Source organism: Tessaracoccus yangjingae, assembly GCF_055326235.1.
This window is the reverse complement of record NZ_JBUZNN010000008.1, coordinates 61,696-78,656: the sequence shown is the minus strand read 5'-3', so window position 1 is coordinate 78,656 and position 16,961 is coordinate 61,696. Positions and strand designations below refer to the sequence as shown.

Here is a 16,961-nt window from a genome sequence, read left to right as displayed (position 1 = left end):
ATCCCACCGCGGTCTCGGGCCTTGAGGACCCGGGGCGTCAGCGGCCGGCGGGAAGCGGGGAGGCGTCGAGCCGCGACATCTCCCGCCACAGCCACCACAGCGGCACCGCCACCAGGGGCATCGCGATGAGCGGAGGCATCAGCGTCTGCAGCGCCGGGAGCAGGGTGAAGCCGACGACGACCGCAAGCCAGGCCCGGTGCCACCGGGCGGTGGTCCGCCATAACGGGTACAGCGGGACGAGCCACGTCAGGTACCAGGGCTGGAACGCCGGCCCCAGCACGCAGAACGCGGCGAGCACCGCGAGCGTGAACGCCCATGGCCGGCCGGGGTCGTCGCCGCGCGGGCCGAGCTTGACCCAGGCCACGACGACTGCGGCCAGGATCAGTGCGCTGGACAGCGTGGTGACCGCCGGGTTGGCCACGTCGTCGGGCAACGGGTACCGCAGCGCCTCGGCCAGCCAGGAGAGGGGCGCGTTGCTCATGGCGCCCACGGGATTGCCCGCGGTGGGGCCGCTCCACCCGAAGCCATGCCGCAGCGACGTGAGCACGAACACCCCCACCGTGATGGCCCCCGGCACGACGGCGGCGGCCGCAAGCCGCCACCACCCCGCCGCGACACTCCGGCCAGGCGACCCCCGGGGCCCCGCCCCCCACTCCGGGTAGCGCAACGCCCAGCCGATCGCCACGACGCCCAGCCCGAACAGCGCGGCCGTCTGCTTGATGCCCATCGCCAGCCCCAGCAGGACGCCCGCGACGACGAGCCCGCGCCACCCTCTCCACCCGAGGTCGGTGGCGGCGAGGACCGCGGCCACGCACAGCGCCACCATCACGGCGTCGTTGTGCACACCGCCGATGGACTGGATGAGCATGAGGGGGTTGAGCAGGCCCGCCCAGAGGGCCACGCCGGGATCGACGCCGAACCGGCGTGCCAGCCTGGGCAGCACCCAGGCCAGGAGCGCGAGGGCGAGCACGTTGGGCACCCGCATGGCCACCGTCGTCCAGAACAGCTCGCCCTCGGTCAGCCGCGACACCAGGCCGAACAGCTCCAACGAGAGCGCCGGGTAGACGGCCGTGGTCTCGTGCCAGTGCACGCCGACGAGCAGCCCCGGCTGCCCCGCCTGGCCCAGGGGGATCGTGTAGGGGTCGAGGCCGCGGGCCACCAGCCACCCCTGCGCGCCGTAGGCGTAGGCGTCCCTGGAGTACATCGGCAGCGCGATCATCATGGGCGCGGACCAGATGGCGGCCGTCAGCAGGGGCCTGCGCCACAGCGGGCCCAGCTGCCACCACGCGAGCAGGAGGACGCTCAGCGCGGGCACCGAGACGAAGGGGCGCCATTGGCTGTCGCCGCGCTCCAGCAGCCCGGGAGCGTCCGCGAACTGAGTACCGACAAGCACCAACACGGCCATCAGGCCCGCCACGACCCACCACCACGGCTGCACGGGACGGCCGTCGGGTGCGGGTCGGAGCCATGCGGGTAGCTTCAAGCGGCGGCCCTCCTCGTCGGTCCAAGCCGCACAAGAGTACCCCGGGCGCGCCCACAGGCCTGACGGCGGGTCCGGGCCTGGCGGTTACCCTTGGTGAATGCGACCCGCTCTGCACCGCCCCCAGGCGACCGCCCAGGACCAGGCCCGCCGCTCCTCCGCGGCCTCTCCGGCCGCCGCGCCCGGACGGGCCCACTCGTGACCCGGCACCGCGTCGTCATCATCGGCTCCGGGTTCGGGGGCCTGTTCGCCGCGAAGGCGCTCAAGCGCGCCGACGTCTCGGTCACGCTGATCGCGAAGACCACCCACCACCTGTTCCAGCCGCTGCTCTATCAGGTCGCCACCGGGGTCCTCTCGGAGGGCGAGATCGCCCCCGCCACCCGCGAGATCCTGCGCAGTCAGTCCAACGCCCAGGTCTTCCTCGGCCTCGTCGAGGACATCGACCTCACCAACCGCGTGGTGAAGTGGCGCTTCCACGACGAGTACAGCGAGACGCCCTACGACTCCCTGATCGTGGCCGCCGGGGCCGGCCAGTCCTACTTCGGCAACGACCAGTTCGCCACGTTCGCCCCCGGCATGAAGTCCATCGACGACGCCCTCGAGCTGCGCGCCCGCATCTTCAGCGCCTTCGAGATAGCCGAGTTCACCCGCGACGAGGAGGAGCGCCGCCGCATGCTGACCTTCGCCGTCGTCGGCGCCGGACCCACCGGCGTGGAGATGGCCGGCCAGATCCGCGAGCTCGCCACCTCGACGCTGCGCAACGAGTTCCGCACCATCGACCCGGCCACCGCGCGGGTGCTGCTGATCGACGGCGCCCCCCAGGTGCTGCCCCCGTTCGGCGCCGAGCTGGGCGCCAAGGCGCAGAAGACCCTGGAGCGCCTCGGCGTCGAGGTGAAGCTGAACGCGATCGTGACCGATGTCGACGAGAACGGGCTCAGCCTCAAGCACAAGGACGGGTCGGTTGAGCGCGTCGAGTCGTTCGCCAAGGTGTGGGCAGCGGGCGTGCAGGGCAACGACCTGGGCCGCACGCTGGCCGAACAGTCGGGCGCCGAGCTGGACAGGGCTGGGCGCGTCGTCGTCGACAAGGACCTGAGCCTGCCCGGCTACCCGGAGGTCTTCGTCGTCGGGGACCTGATGGCCGTGCCTGGGGTGCCGGGCGTGGCGCAGGGCGCCATCCAGGGCGCCCGGCATGCCGCGGCGAAGATCCGGTCCCGGATCGAGCACGCCGGGGACCCTGGAGACTTCTCCTACAAGGACAAGGGCTCAATGGCCACCATCTCCAAGTTCGCGGCGGTGGCCAGCGTGGGCTCGATCAAGCTCACCGGCTTCATCGCGTGGGTGGCCTGGCTGTTCCTCCACCTCCTCTACATCGCCGGCTTCAAGCAGCGGGTCACCACCCTGCTCAGCTGGGCGCTGACCTTCATCACCAACGGGCGTTCGCAGCGGGTGGTCACCAACCAGCAGATGGTGGGACGCCTCGCCCTCGAGCACCTGGGGGCCAGGAGTTCTGGCAGGCTGATCCGGGGTAAGAGCGAGGAACTGAAGCCGAGGAAGCCATGAGACAAGTCCTGCGCGTGCTGCGCGACATCGCGCTGCTGGTGGCCCGCATCGTCGCCGGCGTGACCCTGGTGGCGCACGGCTGGCACCGCTGGCAGGAGACGGGCATCGACGCGCAGGCCGCGCTCCTCGAGCTGGCCGGGATGTCGTACGCCACCGGTCTGGCGGTATCCACCATCGCCTTCGAGCTGATTGGCGGCGTGCTGCTGGTGTTCGGCCTGGCCACCCCGCTGGTGGGCCTGGGCATGGTGGCCCTCAACGTCGGCGTCATCCTCACCACCAAGGCGGACGCCGGTTTCTACCAGCACCTCGGCGGCTGGGAGTACAACGCCATCCAGGCCGCGCTGGGCCTGATGTTCGTGGTCTACGGATCGGGCCGGGCCGGGCTGGACGCCCTGTTCATCCGCCCGAAGGACGAGGACGGCAGCCTGATCGACGAGGCCCCCGGCGCACAGACTTCTCACAGGTAACCCATAGCTCCGCCCCGGGACGGGGTGCCACAGTAGTGCCATGGCCATCTCCGACCCCCTCACGCGCCCCGACGGCACCCCGATCCGGATCCTCACCGTCGACGACGAGCCCAGCCTGATCGAGCTGCTCTCGATGGCCATGCGCTACGAGGGGTGGGAGGTGCACACAGCCTCCACCGGCACCGACGCGGTACGGGTGGCGCGCGAGGCGCAGCCGGACGCGCTCGTGCTGGACATGATGCTGCCGGACTTCGACGGCCTCGAGGTGATGCGTCGCATCCGAGCCGAGCAGCCCGACGTGCCGGTGATCTTCCTCACCGCCCGCGACGGAGTGTCGGACCGCGTGGCGGGGCTGACCGCCGGCGGCGACGACTACGTCACCAAGCCGTTCTCCCTGGAGGAGGTCATCGCCCGCCTCCGCGGCCTGCTGCGCCGCAGCGGCGCCACCAGCGTGCGCCCGGACACCCAGCTCGTCGTCGGAGACCTGGTGCTCGACGAGGACTCGCACGAGGTCACGCGCGCCGGCGTGCCGGTCAAGCTCACCGCCACCGAGTTCGAGCTGCTGCGCTTCCTCATGCGCAACCCCAGGCGCGTGCTGTCGAAGGCGCAGATCCTCGACCGGGTGTGGAACTACGACTTCGGCGGCCAGGCCAACGTCGTCGAGCTCTACATCTCCTACCTGCGCAAGAAGATCGACGCCGACCGAGAGCCCATGATCCACACCATGCGCGGGGCGGGCTATGTGCTGCGCCCGGCGGGCGCATGACGAGGCAGCAGCGTCGGGAGCGCCGCGGGTCTCTGGCCGCGCAGCTGCAGCCTCGGCTGGTGCTGACGGTCGCGGTGATGGCCGTCCTCATCGCCCTCACCACCGTGCTGGCGCTGCGCACCATCCTGCTCAACCAGCTCGACGGCGAACTGGACGCCGCGCAGGTCAGGCAGAGCCGCAGCGACGACCGCGACGACGGCCCGCCCGGGCTGGAGACCCCTGGCATGCGGGTGGGCACCGTCATCGCGGCGCGGCTGCACAACGACGCGGCCCTCGGCGGCGTCGTCGGCGACGGGTCGACCAACACGTCCATGACGGTAGAGGCGTGGACCGCCCTCCTCGAGGTGCCGGTCGACGGCGTCAAGCACACGGTCTCCGTCCCCGGTCTGGGCGACTACCGGGTCCAGGCCCGCGACACCCCCATAGGCACGGTGGTAGTGGGGCTACCGCTGGTGGACATCCACCGCACAGTGCTGTGGCTGGCCATGCTGGCGGCCGCCGTGAGCCTGCTGGCCATCTCCGCGACGGCGGCGGTGACGCGGGCGGTGCTGGCGAGCGCCACCAAGCCGCTCGTCGCGCTCACCGACACCGCCGACGAGGTGAGCCGGCTCGAGCTGGAGAAGGGGTCGGTGGCCGTGCCCCGCGTGGAGACCGGGCCGCTGCCGGAGAACAACGAGGTGACGCGGCTGTCGACCGCGTTCAACCAGATGCTGGGCCGGGTCGAGGGCGCGCTGCTGGCGCGCGAGAGCTCGGAGGCGAAGCTTCGCCGGTTCGTCGCGGACGCCTCGCACGAGCTGCGCAACCCCCTGGCCGCCATCCGCGGCTACGCGGAGCTGGGCCAGCGCTCGCCGGAGGGCACGCCGCACGCGCTGGGCCGGATCGGCGCCGAGTCGGAGCGGATGACCAAGCTGGTCAACGACCTGCTGCTGCTCGCCCGGCTCGATGCCGACGCGCGGGTGGAGCTGCGGCCGGTGGACGCCGTCGAGGTGGTGCTCAACGCGGTCAGCGACGCGCAGGCCGTGAGCCGCGACCACCGCTGGGTGCTGGACCTGCCCGAGCAGGCGGTGGAGGTGATGGCGGACGCCGACCAGCTCCATCAGGTGATGGTCAACCTCCTCGCCAACGCCCGCACGCACACCCCGCCCGGCACGACGGTGACCACTGCCGTCTCGGCGCTGCCGGGCGCGCCCTTCGGCGGGCACGCGGCCGGCGCGGGTGTCGCGGTGATCCACGTGATCGACGACGGGCCAGGCATCCCCCCCGAGGCGCTGGACCGGGTCTTCGAGCGGTTCGTCCGCGCCGACGACGCTCGCGCCCACTCGGCCGCGCAGTCGACTGGGCTGGGGTTGGCGATCGTGCGCGCCGTCGTCGAGGGGTTCGGCGGGACGGCGTCGGTGGAGTCGCGGCCGGGGCGGACCTGCTTCACCGTGACGCTTCCGCTGGCGACGCGCGCCTGACCGACGATGCCCCCGCCGGGGCTGATAAGTGGATCTGGGGGCGTAGTCGACACCACAACTGCCGGTGAGGTGGGGCCGCCGCGGAGGCGGTGTCGCGGCAGTAGGCTCGATGCGGTTGGCCCCGACGGGCCGTAGAGAGGACTGACATGGAGATCACGCGCTCGGCGCTCGCCCAGATGGTGGACCACACGCTGCTCAAGACCGACGCCACCCGCGCCCAGGTCTCCGCGCTCGTCGCGGAGGCTCGCGAGCTGGGGGTGTTCTCGGTGTGCGTGTCGCCGTCGATGCTGCCCATCACCGACGAACTCGGCGACGTCAAGGTGGCCACCGTGTGCGGGTTCCCGTCCGGCAACCACACCGCGGCGGCGAAGGCATGGGAGGCCGCGGAGTCGTCGATGCTGGGCGCCGACGAGGTGGACATGGTGATCAACATCGGGCTGCTCAAGGAGGGCCGGGCGGACGCCGTCGAGGAGGAGATCCGCGCCGTGCGCGGGGCCACGACGGGGCTGCTCAAGGTGATCATCGAGTCGGCGGCCCTGACGGACGAGGAGATCGTGGCGGCGTGCAGGGCGGCGGAGGCCGCCGGCGCGGACTACGTCAAGACATCCACCGGCTTCCACCCCGCGGGTGGGGCGTCGGTGCACGCCGTGGAGCTGATGGCGGCGACGGTGGGCGACCGCCTCGGCGTGAAGGCCAGCGGCAGCATCCGTGACTACGCCACCGCCAACGCCATGGTTGAGGCGGGCGCGACACGCCTGGGCCTCTCCGGCAGCCGCGCGGTGCTCGACGGAGCCGACGGCGCGGACGCCCCACAGGCGCCGGACGCGGCGGGCCACGTCGGCATGGGCTCCGCCTACTGAGGGATCACCGATCAGTCGCTGAACTGGGTGGCGTAGAGCGTCGCATAGGCCCCACCGGCGGTCAGCAGCTCCGCGTGGGTGCCCCGCTCGACGACGCGGCCCGCCTCGACCACCAGGATCTGGTCCGCGTGCCGCACCGTCGACAGCCGGTGGGCGATCACGATGGCCGTGCGCCCCTCGCGGGCGGTGTCCAGCGCCCGCTGCACGAGCGATTCGGACTCCGAGTCCAGGTGCGCCGTCGCCTCGTCGAGGACCAGGATGGGCGGCGCCTTGAGCAGCAGCCTGGCGATGGCGAAGCGCTGCCGCTCGCCACCGCTCAGCCGGTAGCCGCGCTCGCCCACGACGGTGCCCAGCCCGTCGGGCAGCCGCCGCACCAGCCCCGCGATCTGCGCCGCCTCGAGCGCGCCCCACAGCTCGTCGGCCGTCGCCGACGGGCGGGCGTAGCGCAGGTTGGCCTCGATGGTGTCGTGGAAGAGGTGCGCGTCCTGCGTGACGTAGCCGATCTCGTTCTGCAGCGAGGCAAGCGTCAGCCGTCGGACGTCCTCGCCCGCGATCTCCACAACGCCCGAGTCCACGTCGTAGAGCCGGGCCAGCAGGTGGGTGATCGTGGTCTTGCCCGCGCCCGACGGCCCCACCAGCGCGACGGTCTGCCCCGGCTCCGCCTCGAAGGAGATGCCCCGCAGGACCGGGGTGTTGGCGGACTCCCCCGCGGCGGCCGTGGGCTCCAGTGATTCCAGCGACACCGTCGCCGCGTCCGGGTAGGTGAACCACACGTCGCGGAACGCCACCGACGGCGGGCCCGACACCGGCCTGGCGTCCGGCGCGTCGACGATGAGCGGCTGCAGGTCCAGCACCTCGAAGACCCGCTCGAAGCTGACAAGGGCGCTCATGATGTCCACGCGCAGGTTGGACAGCTGCATCAGCGGCCCGTAGAGGCGCGCGAGCAGCGCCACCAGGGCCGTGAGGGTGCCGACGGTGAGCTGCCCCTCCACCGCGGCGACGCCCCCGAAGCCGTAGAACAGCGCAGTCGCCAGCGCCCCCACCAGGGCCATCGCGGTCATGAATACCCGCGAGATCATGGCGATCTTGACCCCCGAGTCGGCCACGTCCTTCGACTGCCGCGCGAAGGTGGCGTGCTCGGTGCCGAGGTCTCCGAAGAGCTTGACCAGCAGGGCCCCGGAGACGGTGAACCGCTCGGTCATGGTGGCCGACATCTCCGCGTTCTGCGTCATCCGCAGCCGAGACAGGTCCGCCAGCCTCGTACCCACCATCCGGGCCGGGACCATGAAGATGGGCAGGAGCACCAGCGCGGCGAGCGTGAGCGGCCAGGACAGCGCCAGCATCGAGCCGAGGACCAGCACCAGCGTGATGGAGTTGCTGACGACGGTGGACAGCGTGGAGGTAAACGCCTGCTGGGCACCGTTGACGTCAGACTGCAGCCGCGACACCAGCTTGCCCGTGTGCGAACGGCTGAAGAACGCGATGGGCATCCGCAGCATGTGGTCGAAGATCTGGGTGCGCATCGAGTAGATGAGCCCCTCGCCGATCCGCGCGGAGCACCAGCGCTCCACGATCTGCAGCAGCGCGGACCCGAGCGCCATCGCGGCGACGGCGACCGCCAGCCACACGATGACGTCGACGTTGCCGGCGAGCACGCCGTCGTCGATGATCCGCTGGAACAGCAGCAGCGGTGCCACCGACAGCGCGCTGCTGACGATGACGGTGATGAGGAAGACGACGATGAGGCCCTTGAACGGTGACCCGTAGGCGATGACGCGGCGCGCGGTGCCCCGATCCAGCTTGTGCTGCTTGATCTCCGGGTCCGCCGCGAGGCGCCCGAGCATCCGCCCGCCGCCCATGCCGCCCCCGCCGTGCCCGACGCTCATCCGCCACCCCTCGCCGCCCGCCGTCGGGCTGGTCGCCGCGGCCTTCGCCGCCGCTCCCCCAGCGTAGCCGCGGCGTGGACAGCGACGGCGGGGCAACCACCGCGAGCCCCCGGGCTGCCTGGGGGTCCATAGCCGGATGGTGGGGCGTCAGGTCGCCCGATCGGCTGCGCCGCGGTTGGGGCGTGAGTGATCAGCACTTCCCGAGTGGTGCGGGGCGGGCGCTCTACTCGCGCACGCGCTCGGGCACTAGGCTCAGCCCATGCTGCTGAGCGATCGTGACATTCTCGGGGAGGTCCACACCGGGGGGATCCTCCTCGACCCGTGGGATCCGGGGATGGTCCAGCCGTCCAGCGTGGACGTGCGGCTGGACAAGTTCTTCCGCGTCTTCGAGAACCACCGCTACCCGTCGATCGACCCGTCGGTGGAGCAGCCCGACCTCACCCGCCTCATCGAGACTCCCGTCGACGAGCCGTTCGTTCTGCACCCGGGCGAGTTCGTCCTCGGGTCGACGTTCGAGCGGGTCACGCTCGGCTCCGCTGTCGCGGCTCGGCTCGAGGGCAAGTCCTCACTCGGCCGGCTCGGCCTGCTCACGCACTCGACGGCGGGCTTCATCGACCCCGGATTCTCCGGCCACGTGACCCTCGAGCTGTCCAACATGGCGACGCTGCCCGTCAAGCTCTGGCCCGGGATGAAGATCGGCCAGCTGTGCTTCTTCCGGCTCAGCTCCCCTGCGGAGCATCCGTACGGATCGTCGCAGTACGGCTCGCGGTACCAGGGCCAGCGTGGACCTACCCCGTCGCGCTCCCACCTGAACTTCCACCGCACGCAGGTCTAGGCCCTCGGCGCTGGGCCCAGGCCCCTCACGCGCGCCCGCGTCGACTTGGGTTGAGCGGGGGCTAGAGCCGGGGCGGCTCGATCCGCAGCGACACGCCCTCGCCCACGTCCAGGATGGTGCCCAGCTCGACGTGGGCCGAGGCGCCGTCGAGGAGCGTGAACGGCGCCTCGCCCGGCGGCAGGACCAGCGTGCCGTTGACGGAGTGCAGGTCCCTCACCACGATGTCCGCGCCTCGCACCTCCACCACCAGATGGTTGCGGGAGATGTCCAGGTGGGGGCTGGGCACCCGCAGCAGGTCGGCGCCCTCGTATCCGGCGGCGTTCCGAGGGTCGCGGCCCACCACCACGGCGGTGCGCACATTGAGGAACTCTCCGCTGTTGGTGTGCAGCCCGGCGAGCGGAGGCAGCGGCATCGGCGCCGTGGGCGGACCGACGTTGCTGACGGCGGGCATCGGGGCGGTGGGGGGGCCGGCATCCACCACGGCAGGCATGGGGGCGGTCTGCGGGCCGACGTCCCTGGGCACCGGCATCGGGATGGCCTCGGGCAGGGCCGGGGGCGCCACCGTCGGGACCATCGGCATGGGCGCCGTGCGATGCCACGTCTCCACGCCCAGCGTGGCCTCGGTGCCCGGCACCTCCGCGTAGCCGCCCTGCACGGGCACGTCCGGCGACCCTGGTGCGTCCGCCAGAGCCCAGTCGTCGTCGGCCGGACCCGCCCGGCGGGCCTTCACCGCAGCGGCCTCCGCGCGCACGCCGAGCAGCGACGACGACATGCGCTCCACGGCCTCCGCGATGATCTCCCTCGAGGTGGCCAGGTTCACCCGCACGAACTGGTCTGTGTCAGGCGAGAACTCGCGGCCGAGGTTGAACCGCACGCGCCCCTCCTCGTGGAAATGCCTCCCGGGGCTCTCGAGGCCCAGCGGCGAGCAGTCCAGCCACGCCAGGTAGGTCCCCTCCGAGGGCGCGTACGAGAGCTCCGGCACCCGGATCGCGAGTTCCTCGGCGAAGAAGCGCTTGTTGACCGCGATCTCGGCGGCCGCCTCGGCCACCCAGCCGCGGGCCTCGTTGAGGGCAGCCGAGTGCGCGAGGACGCCGAAGTAACTGGCCCCGTCTGGGGTCATCGGGTTGAGCCGCTTCAGCAGGCCCCGGTCCCCGACGATGAGCGCGGCCTTCAGCGCCGCCAGGTTCCACGACTTCGACGCCGACGTCACGATCAGCGCGTTCCCCGCTCCGGGCACCGCGAGGTACGGCGTGTGCTCAGCCCCGGCCAGCGGGGCGTGGATCTCGTCCGAGACCACCACCACGCCGTACCGCTCGGCGAGCTCGGCCACGGCAGCCAGCTCGTCGACGGTGTGGATGGTCCCGTTGGGGTTGTGCGGCGAGCACAGCAGGAACACCTTCGGACGCTGCTCGGCGAAGGCGGCCTCGAGGCCCGCCAGGTCCAGCCTGTCGTCGACCAGCGGCACGTCCACCAGCCGACGACCGGTGGTGGTCACCACATGCCGGAACGGCGGGTAGATCGGCGAGTTGATGACCACGGCGTCGCCGGGCTCCGAGCAGGCGAGCACGGCCTCCCGCATGCCCGTCACCACATCGGTGGCGAGCTTCTGGTCCGCCACGTCGATCCGCCAGCCCCACTGCCAGTCGGCGTAGTCGGCGAACGCCTCCTGGTAGGCGGGCAGCTCCGGGTAGCCGGTGTCGCCGTCGGCGAGTGCCCGCTCGAGCGCCTCCCGGATGGGCGGGGCCAGGTGCGCGTCCATCTCGGCCACGAAGAGCGGCAGCACGTCCGGTTCCCACCGCCGCCACTTGATCGTGCCGCGTCGCCGGAGCTGGCTGAGGGGGACGTCGAAGATCGCCATGAGCCAAACCTAGTGCTCTGCCGGCGTTGACCCGGGTGCCCACGCCGGACCCTCCACCCGCCCGTTCGCGCCCAGCTTGACGCCGTCGGCATAATGGACCAGTCCGCAGGGCACTGATGAGGCCATCACCTCGGAGCTGCCGGAAGAACGGCGGGGGGACCCGCTCACTAGAACCGGCCGCGGCGTGAACAAGAGGGGCGCCCCGGCGCCCAAGAAGGGTGGTACCGCGGGCCCCGGCTCGTCCCTTCACAGCTCAGCGAAGACCGATGAGAAGGACCACCCGATGACCGAGCCTCACGCCCAGACCCCCGGCTACCGCGCCGTGCCCGCCCAGGTGGACTTCCCCGCGCTCGAGCACGAGATCCTCAGCCTGTGGGCCGAGCGCGACACCTTCACCCGCTCGCTGGAGCGCACCGCCGACGGCGCGCCGTGGACGTTCTACGAGGGCCCGCCCACCGCCAACGGCATGCCCGGCACGCACCACATCGAGGCGCGCGTCTTCAAGGACATGTTCCCCCGGTACAAGACCATGCGTGGCCACCGCGTCGAGCGCAAGGCCGGCTGGGACTGCCACGGCCTGCCCGTCGAGCTGGCGGTGGAGAAGGAGCTCGGGTTCTCCGGCAAGGCGGACATCGAGGCCTTCGGCATCGAGGCGTTCAACGCGCAGTGCCGCACCTCGGTGCTGCGCCACGTCGACGCGTTCAGCGAGCTCACCGAGCGGATGGGCTACTGGGTCAACCTCGACGAGGCGTACGTGACCATGACGCCGGAGTACGTCGAGTCGCTGTGGTGGGCGCTCAAGCAGATCCACACCAAGGGCCTCCTCGAGGAGGACTACCGGGTGGCGCCCTACTGCCCGCGGTGCGGCACCGCGCTCTCGGACCACGAGCTGGCGCAGGGCTACGAGGACATCACGGACCCGTCGATCTACGTCCGGTTCCCGCTCACGTCCGGGCCGCTCGCCGGAGAGGTGGACCTGCTGGTGTGGACCACCACGCCGTGGACGCTGGTCAGCAACACCGCCGTCGCCGTCCACCCGGAGGTCACCTACCGCGTGGCGACGCATCCGGACCAGAAGTCGCTCGTGGTCGCCGAGCCCCTGGCAGACAAGGTGCTGGGCGAGGAGTGGACGCTGACCGACACCTTCACCGGCCGCGACCTCGAACGCTGGGCGTACCAGCGCCCCCTCGAGCTGGTGGAGTTCCCGGCGCCGGCCCACTTCGTGGTGCTGGCGGACTACGTCACGACGGAGGACGGCTCCGGTCTGGTGCACCAGGCGCCGGCGTTCGGCGAGGACGACATGCACGTCTGCCGCTCCTACGGGCTGCCCTTCGTCAATCCGGTGCGCCGCGACGGCACCTTCGAGGCGGACCTGGACCTCGTCGGCGGCATGTTCTTCAAGGACGCGGACAAGGCGATCGTGGCCGACCTTCAGGCCCGGGGCCTCATGTTCCGCGTGCTCGACTACACCCACAGCTACCCGCACTGCTGGCGCTGCCACACCCCGCTGCTCTACTACGCCATGCCGTCGTGGTACATCCGCACCACCAAGATCAAGGACGAGCTGCTGGCGGAGAACGAGGCCACCACGTGGCATCCGGAGACCATCAAGCACGGCCGGTTCGGTGACTGGCTGAACAACAACGTGGACTGGGCGTTGTCGCGGACCCGCTACTGGGGCACCCCGCTGCCCATCTGGCGCTGCGAGGACGACCACCAGGTGTGCGTCGGGTCACGGGCCGAGCTGAGCGAGCTCACCGGCACGGACCAGAGCGCGCTGGACCCCCACCGCCCCTTCGTCGACGACATCGCGTTCCCCTGCCCCACCTGCGGCAAGGAGTCCAGGCGCGTCCCCGAGGTGATCGACGCCTGGTTCGATTCCGGGGCCATGCCGTTCGCGCAGTGGGGCTACCCGCACGCGCCCGGCTCCGAGGAGGTGTTCGCGGAGCGCTACCCGGCGGACTTCATCTGCGAGGCCATCGACCAGACCCGCGGGTGGTTCTACTCGCTGATGGCCATCGGCACCCTGGTGTTCGAGAAGTCCTCCTACCGCAACGTCGTGTGCCTCGGCCACATCCTGGCCGACGACGGGCGCAAGATGAGCAAGCACCTCGGCAACGTGCTGGAGCCCATCCCGCTCATGGACCAGCACGGCGCGGACGCGGTGCGCTGGTTCATGGCGTGCTCCGGCTCGCCGTGGATGGCGCGCCGCGTGGGCCACCAGGCCATCGGCGAGACGGTCCGCAAGGTGCTGCTCACCTACTGGAACACGGTGGCCTTCCACACCCTCTACGCGCGGGCCGCGAACTGGACGCCGTCGGGCGAGGCGCCGCCGGTCTCCGAGCGGCACGTGCTGGACAGGTGGCTGACATCGGCCACGCACCAGCTCGTCGTCGACACCACCCGCGCGCTGGACAACTTCGACACGCAGCACTACGGCGCCGTGCTCAGCCAGTTCATCGACACGCTGTCCAACTGGCACGTCCGCCGGTCGCGCCGCCGCTTCTGGGCCGGGGACCAGGGCGCCCTGTGGACGCTGCACGAGACGCTCAACGTGCTCACCCGACTCCTGGCGCCGATCATGCCGTTCGTCACCGAGCGCGTGTGGCAGGACCTGTTCCACGCCGCGGACCCCGACGGCCCGGACTCGGTGCACCTGGCGGACTGGCCGGTGGCCGACGAGTCGCTCATCATCCCCGAGCTCAGCGAGGCGATGGAGCTGACCCGCCGCACCGTCGAGCTGGGACGCGCCGCCCGCGCCGAGTCGAAGGTCAAGATCCGGCAGGCGCTGCGGCGGATGCTGGTGCCCTCGGCCATCTTCGAGCGCCTCTCCCCCGAGCTTCAGGACGAGATCCGCGCGGAGCTCAACGTGGAGTCAATCGAGTCCTTCGCCGCCCACGGCGACCTCGTGGACTACTTCGCGAAGGGCAACTTCCGCAACCTCGGCAAGCGGTTCGCGAAGCGGACGCCCATCGTCGCCAAGGCCATCGCGGAGCTCGACGCCGCCTGGCTGGCCACCCAGCTGCGCGACCTCGGCCGCGCCGTCATGCAGGTGGACGGCGAGGACATCGAGGTGACGCCGGAGGACGTGCTCATCACCGAGCGGCCCCGCGAGGGCTGGTCGGTGGTCAACGAGCAGGGCGAGACCGTCGCCCTGGACCTCGAGCTCACGCCCGAGCTGATCCGCTCCGGCCTGGCCCGCGAGGCCATCCGGTTCATCCAGGAGTCGCGGAAGAAGGCCGGGCTGAACGTGTCGGACCGGATCACGGTGGTGGTCGAGGCGGATGCGGAGCTGGCTGAGGCCGTCGAGGCGCACCGCTCGTTCATCGCCGACGAGGTGCTGGCGGTTGAGCTCACCGTGGGCCCGGTCGAGGCGCCCACCGACGAGGACGCCGAGCTGGGCATCAAGCTGGCGCTGCGCAAGGCCTGAGCGGCTGCGGGGCCGCCGTCACCCCAGGTCGACGGCGGCCTCGTGGTGCTCGATCCCGGCCTGGCGCAGGCACTCCTCGAGGATCCGCATCACCTCGACGGTGTCCGACAGCGGCATTGTCGGGGACTCGGTGAGGCCCTCGCGGATCCTTTGGGTCACCTCCGCGAACTCGTGGCTGTAGCCGCGGCCCTGCGGCAACGCCTCGATGATCCTGGGCAGCACCCCGTTGCGGTGCACCGTGATCATCGACGGGTGGTGGAACCGCGGCTCCGCCTCGATCCACCCCTTGGTGCCGACGATCACCATGCGTCCCGGGCCGTAGCCGTCGAACCCGAAGGTCAGCGACGACAGGCCCTCGCCCGCATGCACGAGGTTAACGACGGCCGCCCGCTCGACGCCCGTGGGGTAGAGGCGCGCGCGGCTGCAGATCTCCTTCGCCTCGCCCAGGAAGGCGACGGCGAAGCTGACCGGGTAGACGCCCAGGTCCAGGACGGCGCCGCCGCCGAGGTCCCGGGCGAACAGCCGATGCTCGGGCTGGTACTCGCGGAAGGCGTAAAGGTCACCCTGGAGGCCCACCACGTCGCCGATCCGCCCCCAGGCCACCACCTCGCGGGCGGCGGCGATGACGGGCAGGAAGCGCGTCCACATGGCCTCCATCGCGAAGACGCCCTTCGCGCGGGCGGCGTCGACGACCTCCTGCGTGCCTGCGAGGGTCGCGGTGAAGGCCTTCTCCACCAGCACGGCCTTGCCGTTGGCGATCGCGGCGAGCGCGACGTCGCGGTGCTGCGGGTGGGGCGTGGCGATGTAGACCACATCGATGTCCGGCGACTCCAGCATCTCGCGGTAGGAGCCGAACGCCAGCCGCACGTCGTGCTGGGCGGCGAACTGGAGCGCGTTCGCCCTTGTCCGCGACGCGACCCCGGCCAGCTCTGCCCCGGGCACGAACTGGAAGTCACCCGCGACGGCGTGCGCGATTGCACCGGTCCCGACAATCCCCCACCGAACGGTAGTCATGGGCTCAGGCTAGTGGCCGGCCGGCGCCGGGGGGCGGGGAGACCACGATCAGCCGCTGGCAATCAGGTACAGCCTCTCGGTGGGCTCGTCGTCGTTGACGACGTAGCTCTCGATGTAGCCCAGACCGGCCGCCTGCACGGCCTTGCGCACCTCCGCCACGTCGTGGCGCACGAACGTGAGGTCCACCGGCTCCCCGAACCACTCCTCGCGGCGATCCACGCCGGCCCCGGTCTGCACGGCCAGCGCCAGCACCCCGTCGGGGAGCAGCACCTCCGCGAGCCCGCGGATGATCCCGGGGAGTTCACTGGGCGCGAAGTGCGCCAGTGAGTGCCAGGCCACGACGGCGCCCCAGCCCGCCGCGGTCGTCGGGCGCAGCAGGCGGCGCATGTCGCCCACCTCGACGTCGATGTTGGGATGTCTCCGGGCCGCCTCGGCCACCATGGCCGCGGAGACGTCGATCCCCAGCGGGTCCGCGCCCTCCTCCGCCATGAACGCCGTGACCGCGCCGGCCCCGCAGCCGACGTCCGCGGTGCGGTGCGGACCCGCCAACTCGGCGATCCGGGCCAGGAACCACTTCTCGAAGGGCGCGAGCGCCTGGCGCTCCTCCGCGTAGGCCTCCGCGACGGCGTCGTAGGCCGCGACCACGGCCGCGTCACGCGCCGCCGCGCCGTCGGCCAGGACCTGCTCCCGGTCCGCCCCTGCGGGGGCCGCATCGGCGGGAGCCTCACCCAGCAGGTGCAGCCAGCGGGCGTCCTGCTGCCCGGGCCTGCGCTCCAGCTGCACCACCAGCGGCTCGTCGCGGGCCGCCATCGCCGCCAGGCAGGCCTCCACCGCGGCCCGGTCCGGGAACGCGTGAAGCCGTTCGGCGCGGGTCTTCAGCTCGCCCGCGGCCTGCGGGCCGCGCAGGAGCAGCAGCGTGAGCAGGGCACGCTCGTCGTCCGCGATCCCGAGCTCCTGCACCAGCGCCTGCGCGTACTTGAGGGTGCGTCGGCCGTAGTCCAGCCACGTCACCCGGACCAGCCCCCGGTCCTTGAGCGCCCGCAGCGCGTCCTGCACGGTGCGCTCGTCGTACTCGACGACGGGCTCACGGCTGTTCTTCTGGTTGCACGCCGTGCGCAGCGCGCTGAGCGTGAGGGGATAGGTGTCGGGCACCGTGACCTCCTTCTCCAGGAGGCACCCGAGCACGCGCTGTTCTTCGGCGGTGAGGATCGGCAGCGTCACGCCGTCGACACTACCCCGGGGAGGCCCGCCAGGTGTCCCGCGGTCGGCGTTACGTCCGGAGCCGTGGCGGTGCCTTCGGACGGGCTTCCCGCCCCCGGCCCGGGACAACTATCCTGTGACGGGTTCC

Annotated in this window: 12 protein-coding genes; 7 read left to right on the top strand and 5 right to left on the bottom strand. The window is 71.6% G+C overall.

All coding sequences use genetic code 11. The annotated features are described in order from the left end of the window. Window positions 1-37: 37 nt before the first annotated feature. On the bottom strand, window positions 38-1,483 hold the full coding sequence (gene mptB, locus ACZK5D_RS12090) for a polyprenol phosphomannose-dependent alpha 1,6 mannosyltransferase MptB (protein ID WP_463665455.1): 1,446 nt from the start codon (window positions 1,481-1,483) through the stop codon (window positions 38-40). Between the two features lie 195 nt (window positions 1,484-1,678). On the opposite strand from mptB, the gene ACZK5D_RS12085 reads away from it, so the two are divergent. From ACZK5D_RS12085 to deoC, 5 genes are all read left to right on the top strand, one after another. Beyond that, window positions 1,679-3,040 (top strand): NAD(P)/FAD-dependent oxidoreductase, encoded by a 1,362-nt coding sequence (locus tag ACZK5D_RS12085; protein ID WP_463665454.1) that lies wholly within the window; start codon window positions 1,679-1,681, stop codon window positions 3,038-3,040. After that, window positions 3,037-3,507, top strand: coding sequence for a DoxX family protein (locus tag ACZK5D_RS12080; protein WP_463665453.1), 471 nt, complete (start codon window positions 3,037-3,039; stop codon window positions 3,505-3,507). The genes ACZK5D_RS12085 and ACZK5D_RS12080 overlap by 4 nt, the downstream gene beginning before the upstream one ends. A 40-nt stretch (window positions 3,508-3,547) precedes the next feature. After that, window positions 3,548-4,273: a response regulator transcription factor gene (locus tag ACZK5D_RS12075; RefSeq protein ID WP_458995951.1), complete on the top strand. Its 726-nt coding sequence runs from the start codon at window positions 3,548-3,550 to the stop codon at window positions 4,271-4,273. Next, the gene (locus tag ACZK5D_RS12070; protein ID WP_463665452.1) at window positions 4,270-5,730 is read left to right on the top strand and encodes a sensor histidine kinase; all 1,461 of its coding nucleotides are present in this window, start codon (window positions 4,270-4,272) and stop codon (window positions 5,728-5,730) included. Before ACZK5D_RS12075 ends, ACZK5D_RS12070 begins: the two co-directional genes overlap by 4 nt. 146 nt (window positions 5,731-5,876) lie before the next feature. Continuing rightward, window positions 5,877-6,590, top strand: a complete 714-nt coding sequence (gene deoC, locus ACZK5D_RS12065; RefSeq protein ID WP_463665451.1) for a deoxyribose-phosphate aldolase — start codon at window positions 5,877-5,879, stop codon at window positions 6,588-6,590. Window positions 6,591-6,601: 11 nt separating this feature from the next. Here the strand turns inward: deoC and ACZK5D_RS12060 are convergent, their stop codons facing one another. Next, complete coding sequence (locus ACZK5D_RS12060; RefSeq protein WP_463665450.1) at window positions 6,602-8,476, bottom strand: ABC transporter ATP-binding protein; 1,875 nt, start codon at window positions 8,474-8,476, stop codon at window positions 6,602-6,604. Window positions 8,477-8,735: 259 nt separating this feature from the next. On the opposite strand from ACZK5D_RS12060, the gene dcd reads away from it, so the two are divergent. Further along, the gene (dcd, locus tag ACZK5D_RS12055; RefSeq protein WP_458995947.1) at window positions 8,736-9,311 is read left to right on the top strand and encodes a dCTP deaminase; all 576 of its coding nucleotides are present in this window, start codon (window positions 8,736-8,738) and stop codon (window positions 9,309-9,311) included. 61 nt (window positions 9,312-9,372) lie between these two features. On the opposite strand, the gene ACZK5D_RS12050 is transcribed toward dcd, so the two are convergent. Then, window positions 9,373-11,169, bottom strand: a complete 1,797-nt coding sequence (locus ACZK5D_RS12050) for an aminotransferase class I/II-fold pyridoxal phosphate-dependent enzyme (protein WP_463665449.1) — start codon at window positions 11,167-11,169, stop codon at window positions 9,373-9,375. A gap of 283 nt (window positions 11,170-11,452) precedes the next feature. Between ACZK5D_RS12050 and ileS the strand changes: the two genes are divergently transcribed. Next, window positions 11,453-14,599: an isoleucine--tRNA ligase gene (gene ileS, locus ACZK5D_RS12045; protein ID WP_463665448.1), complete on the top strand. Its 3,147-nt coding sequence runs from the start codon at window positions 11,453-11,455 to the stop codon at window positions 14,597-14,599. A gap of 18 nt (window positions 14,600-14,617) precedes the next feature. Here ileS and ACZK5D_RS12040 read toward each other — a convergent pair whose 3' ends face one another. Then, on the bottom strand, window positions 14,618-15,613 hold the full coding sequence (locus ACZK5D_RS12040; RefSeq protein ID WP_463665447.1) for a Gfo/Idh/MocA family protein: 996 nt from the start codon (window positions 15,611-15,613) through the stop codon (window positions 14,618-14,620). Window positions 15,614-15,661: 48 nt separating this feature from the next. Continuing rightward, a complete protein-coding gene (locus ACZK5D_RS12035) occupies window positions 15,662-16,834 on the bottom strand; it encodes a DUF480 domain-containing protein (protein ID WP_463665446.1) in 1,173 nt (390 codons plus the stop codon). Window positions 16,835-16,961: the final 127 nt, after the last annotated feature.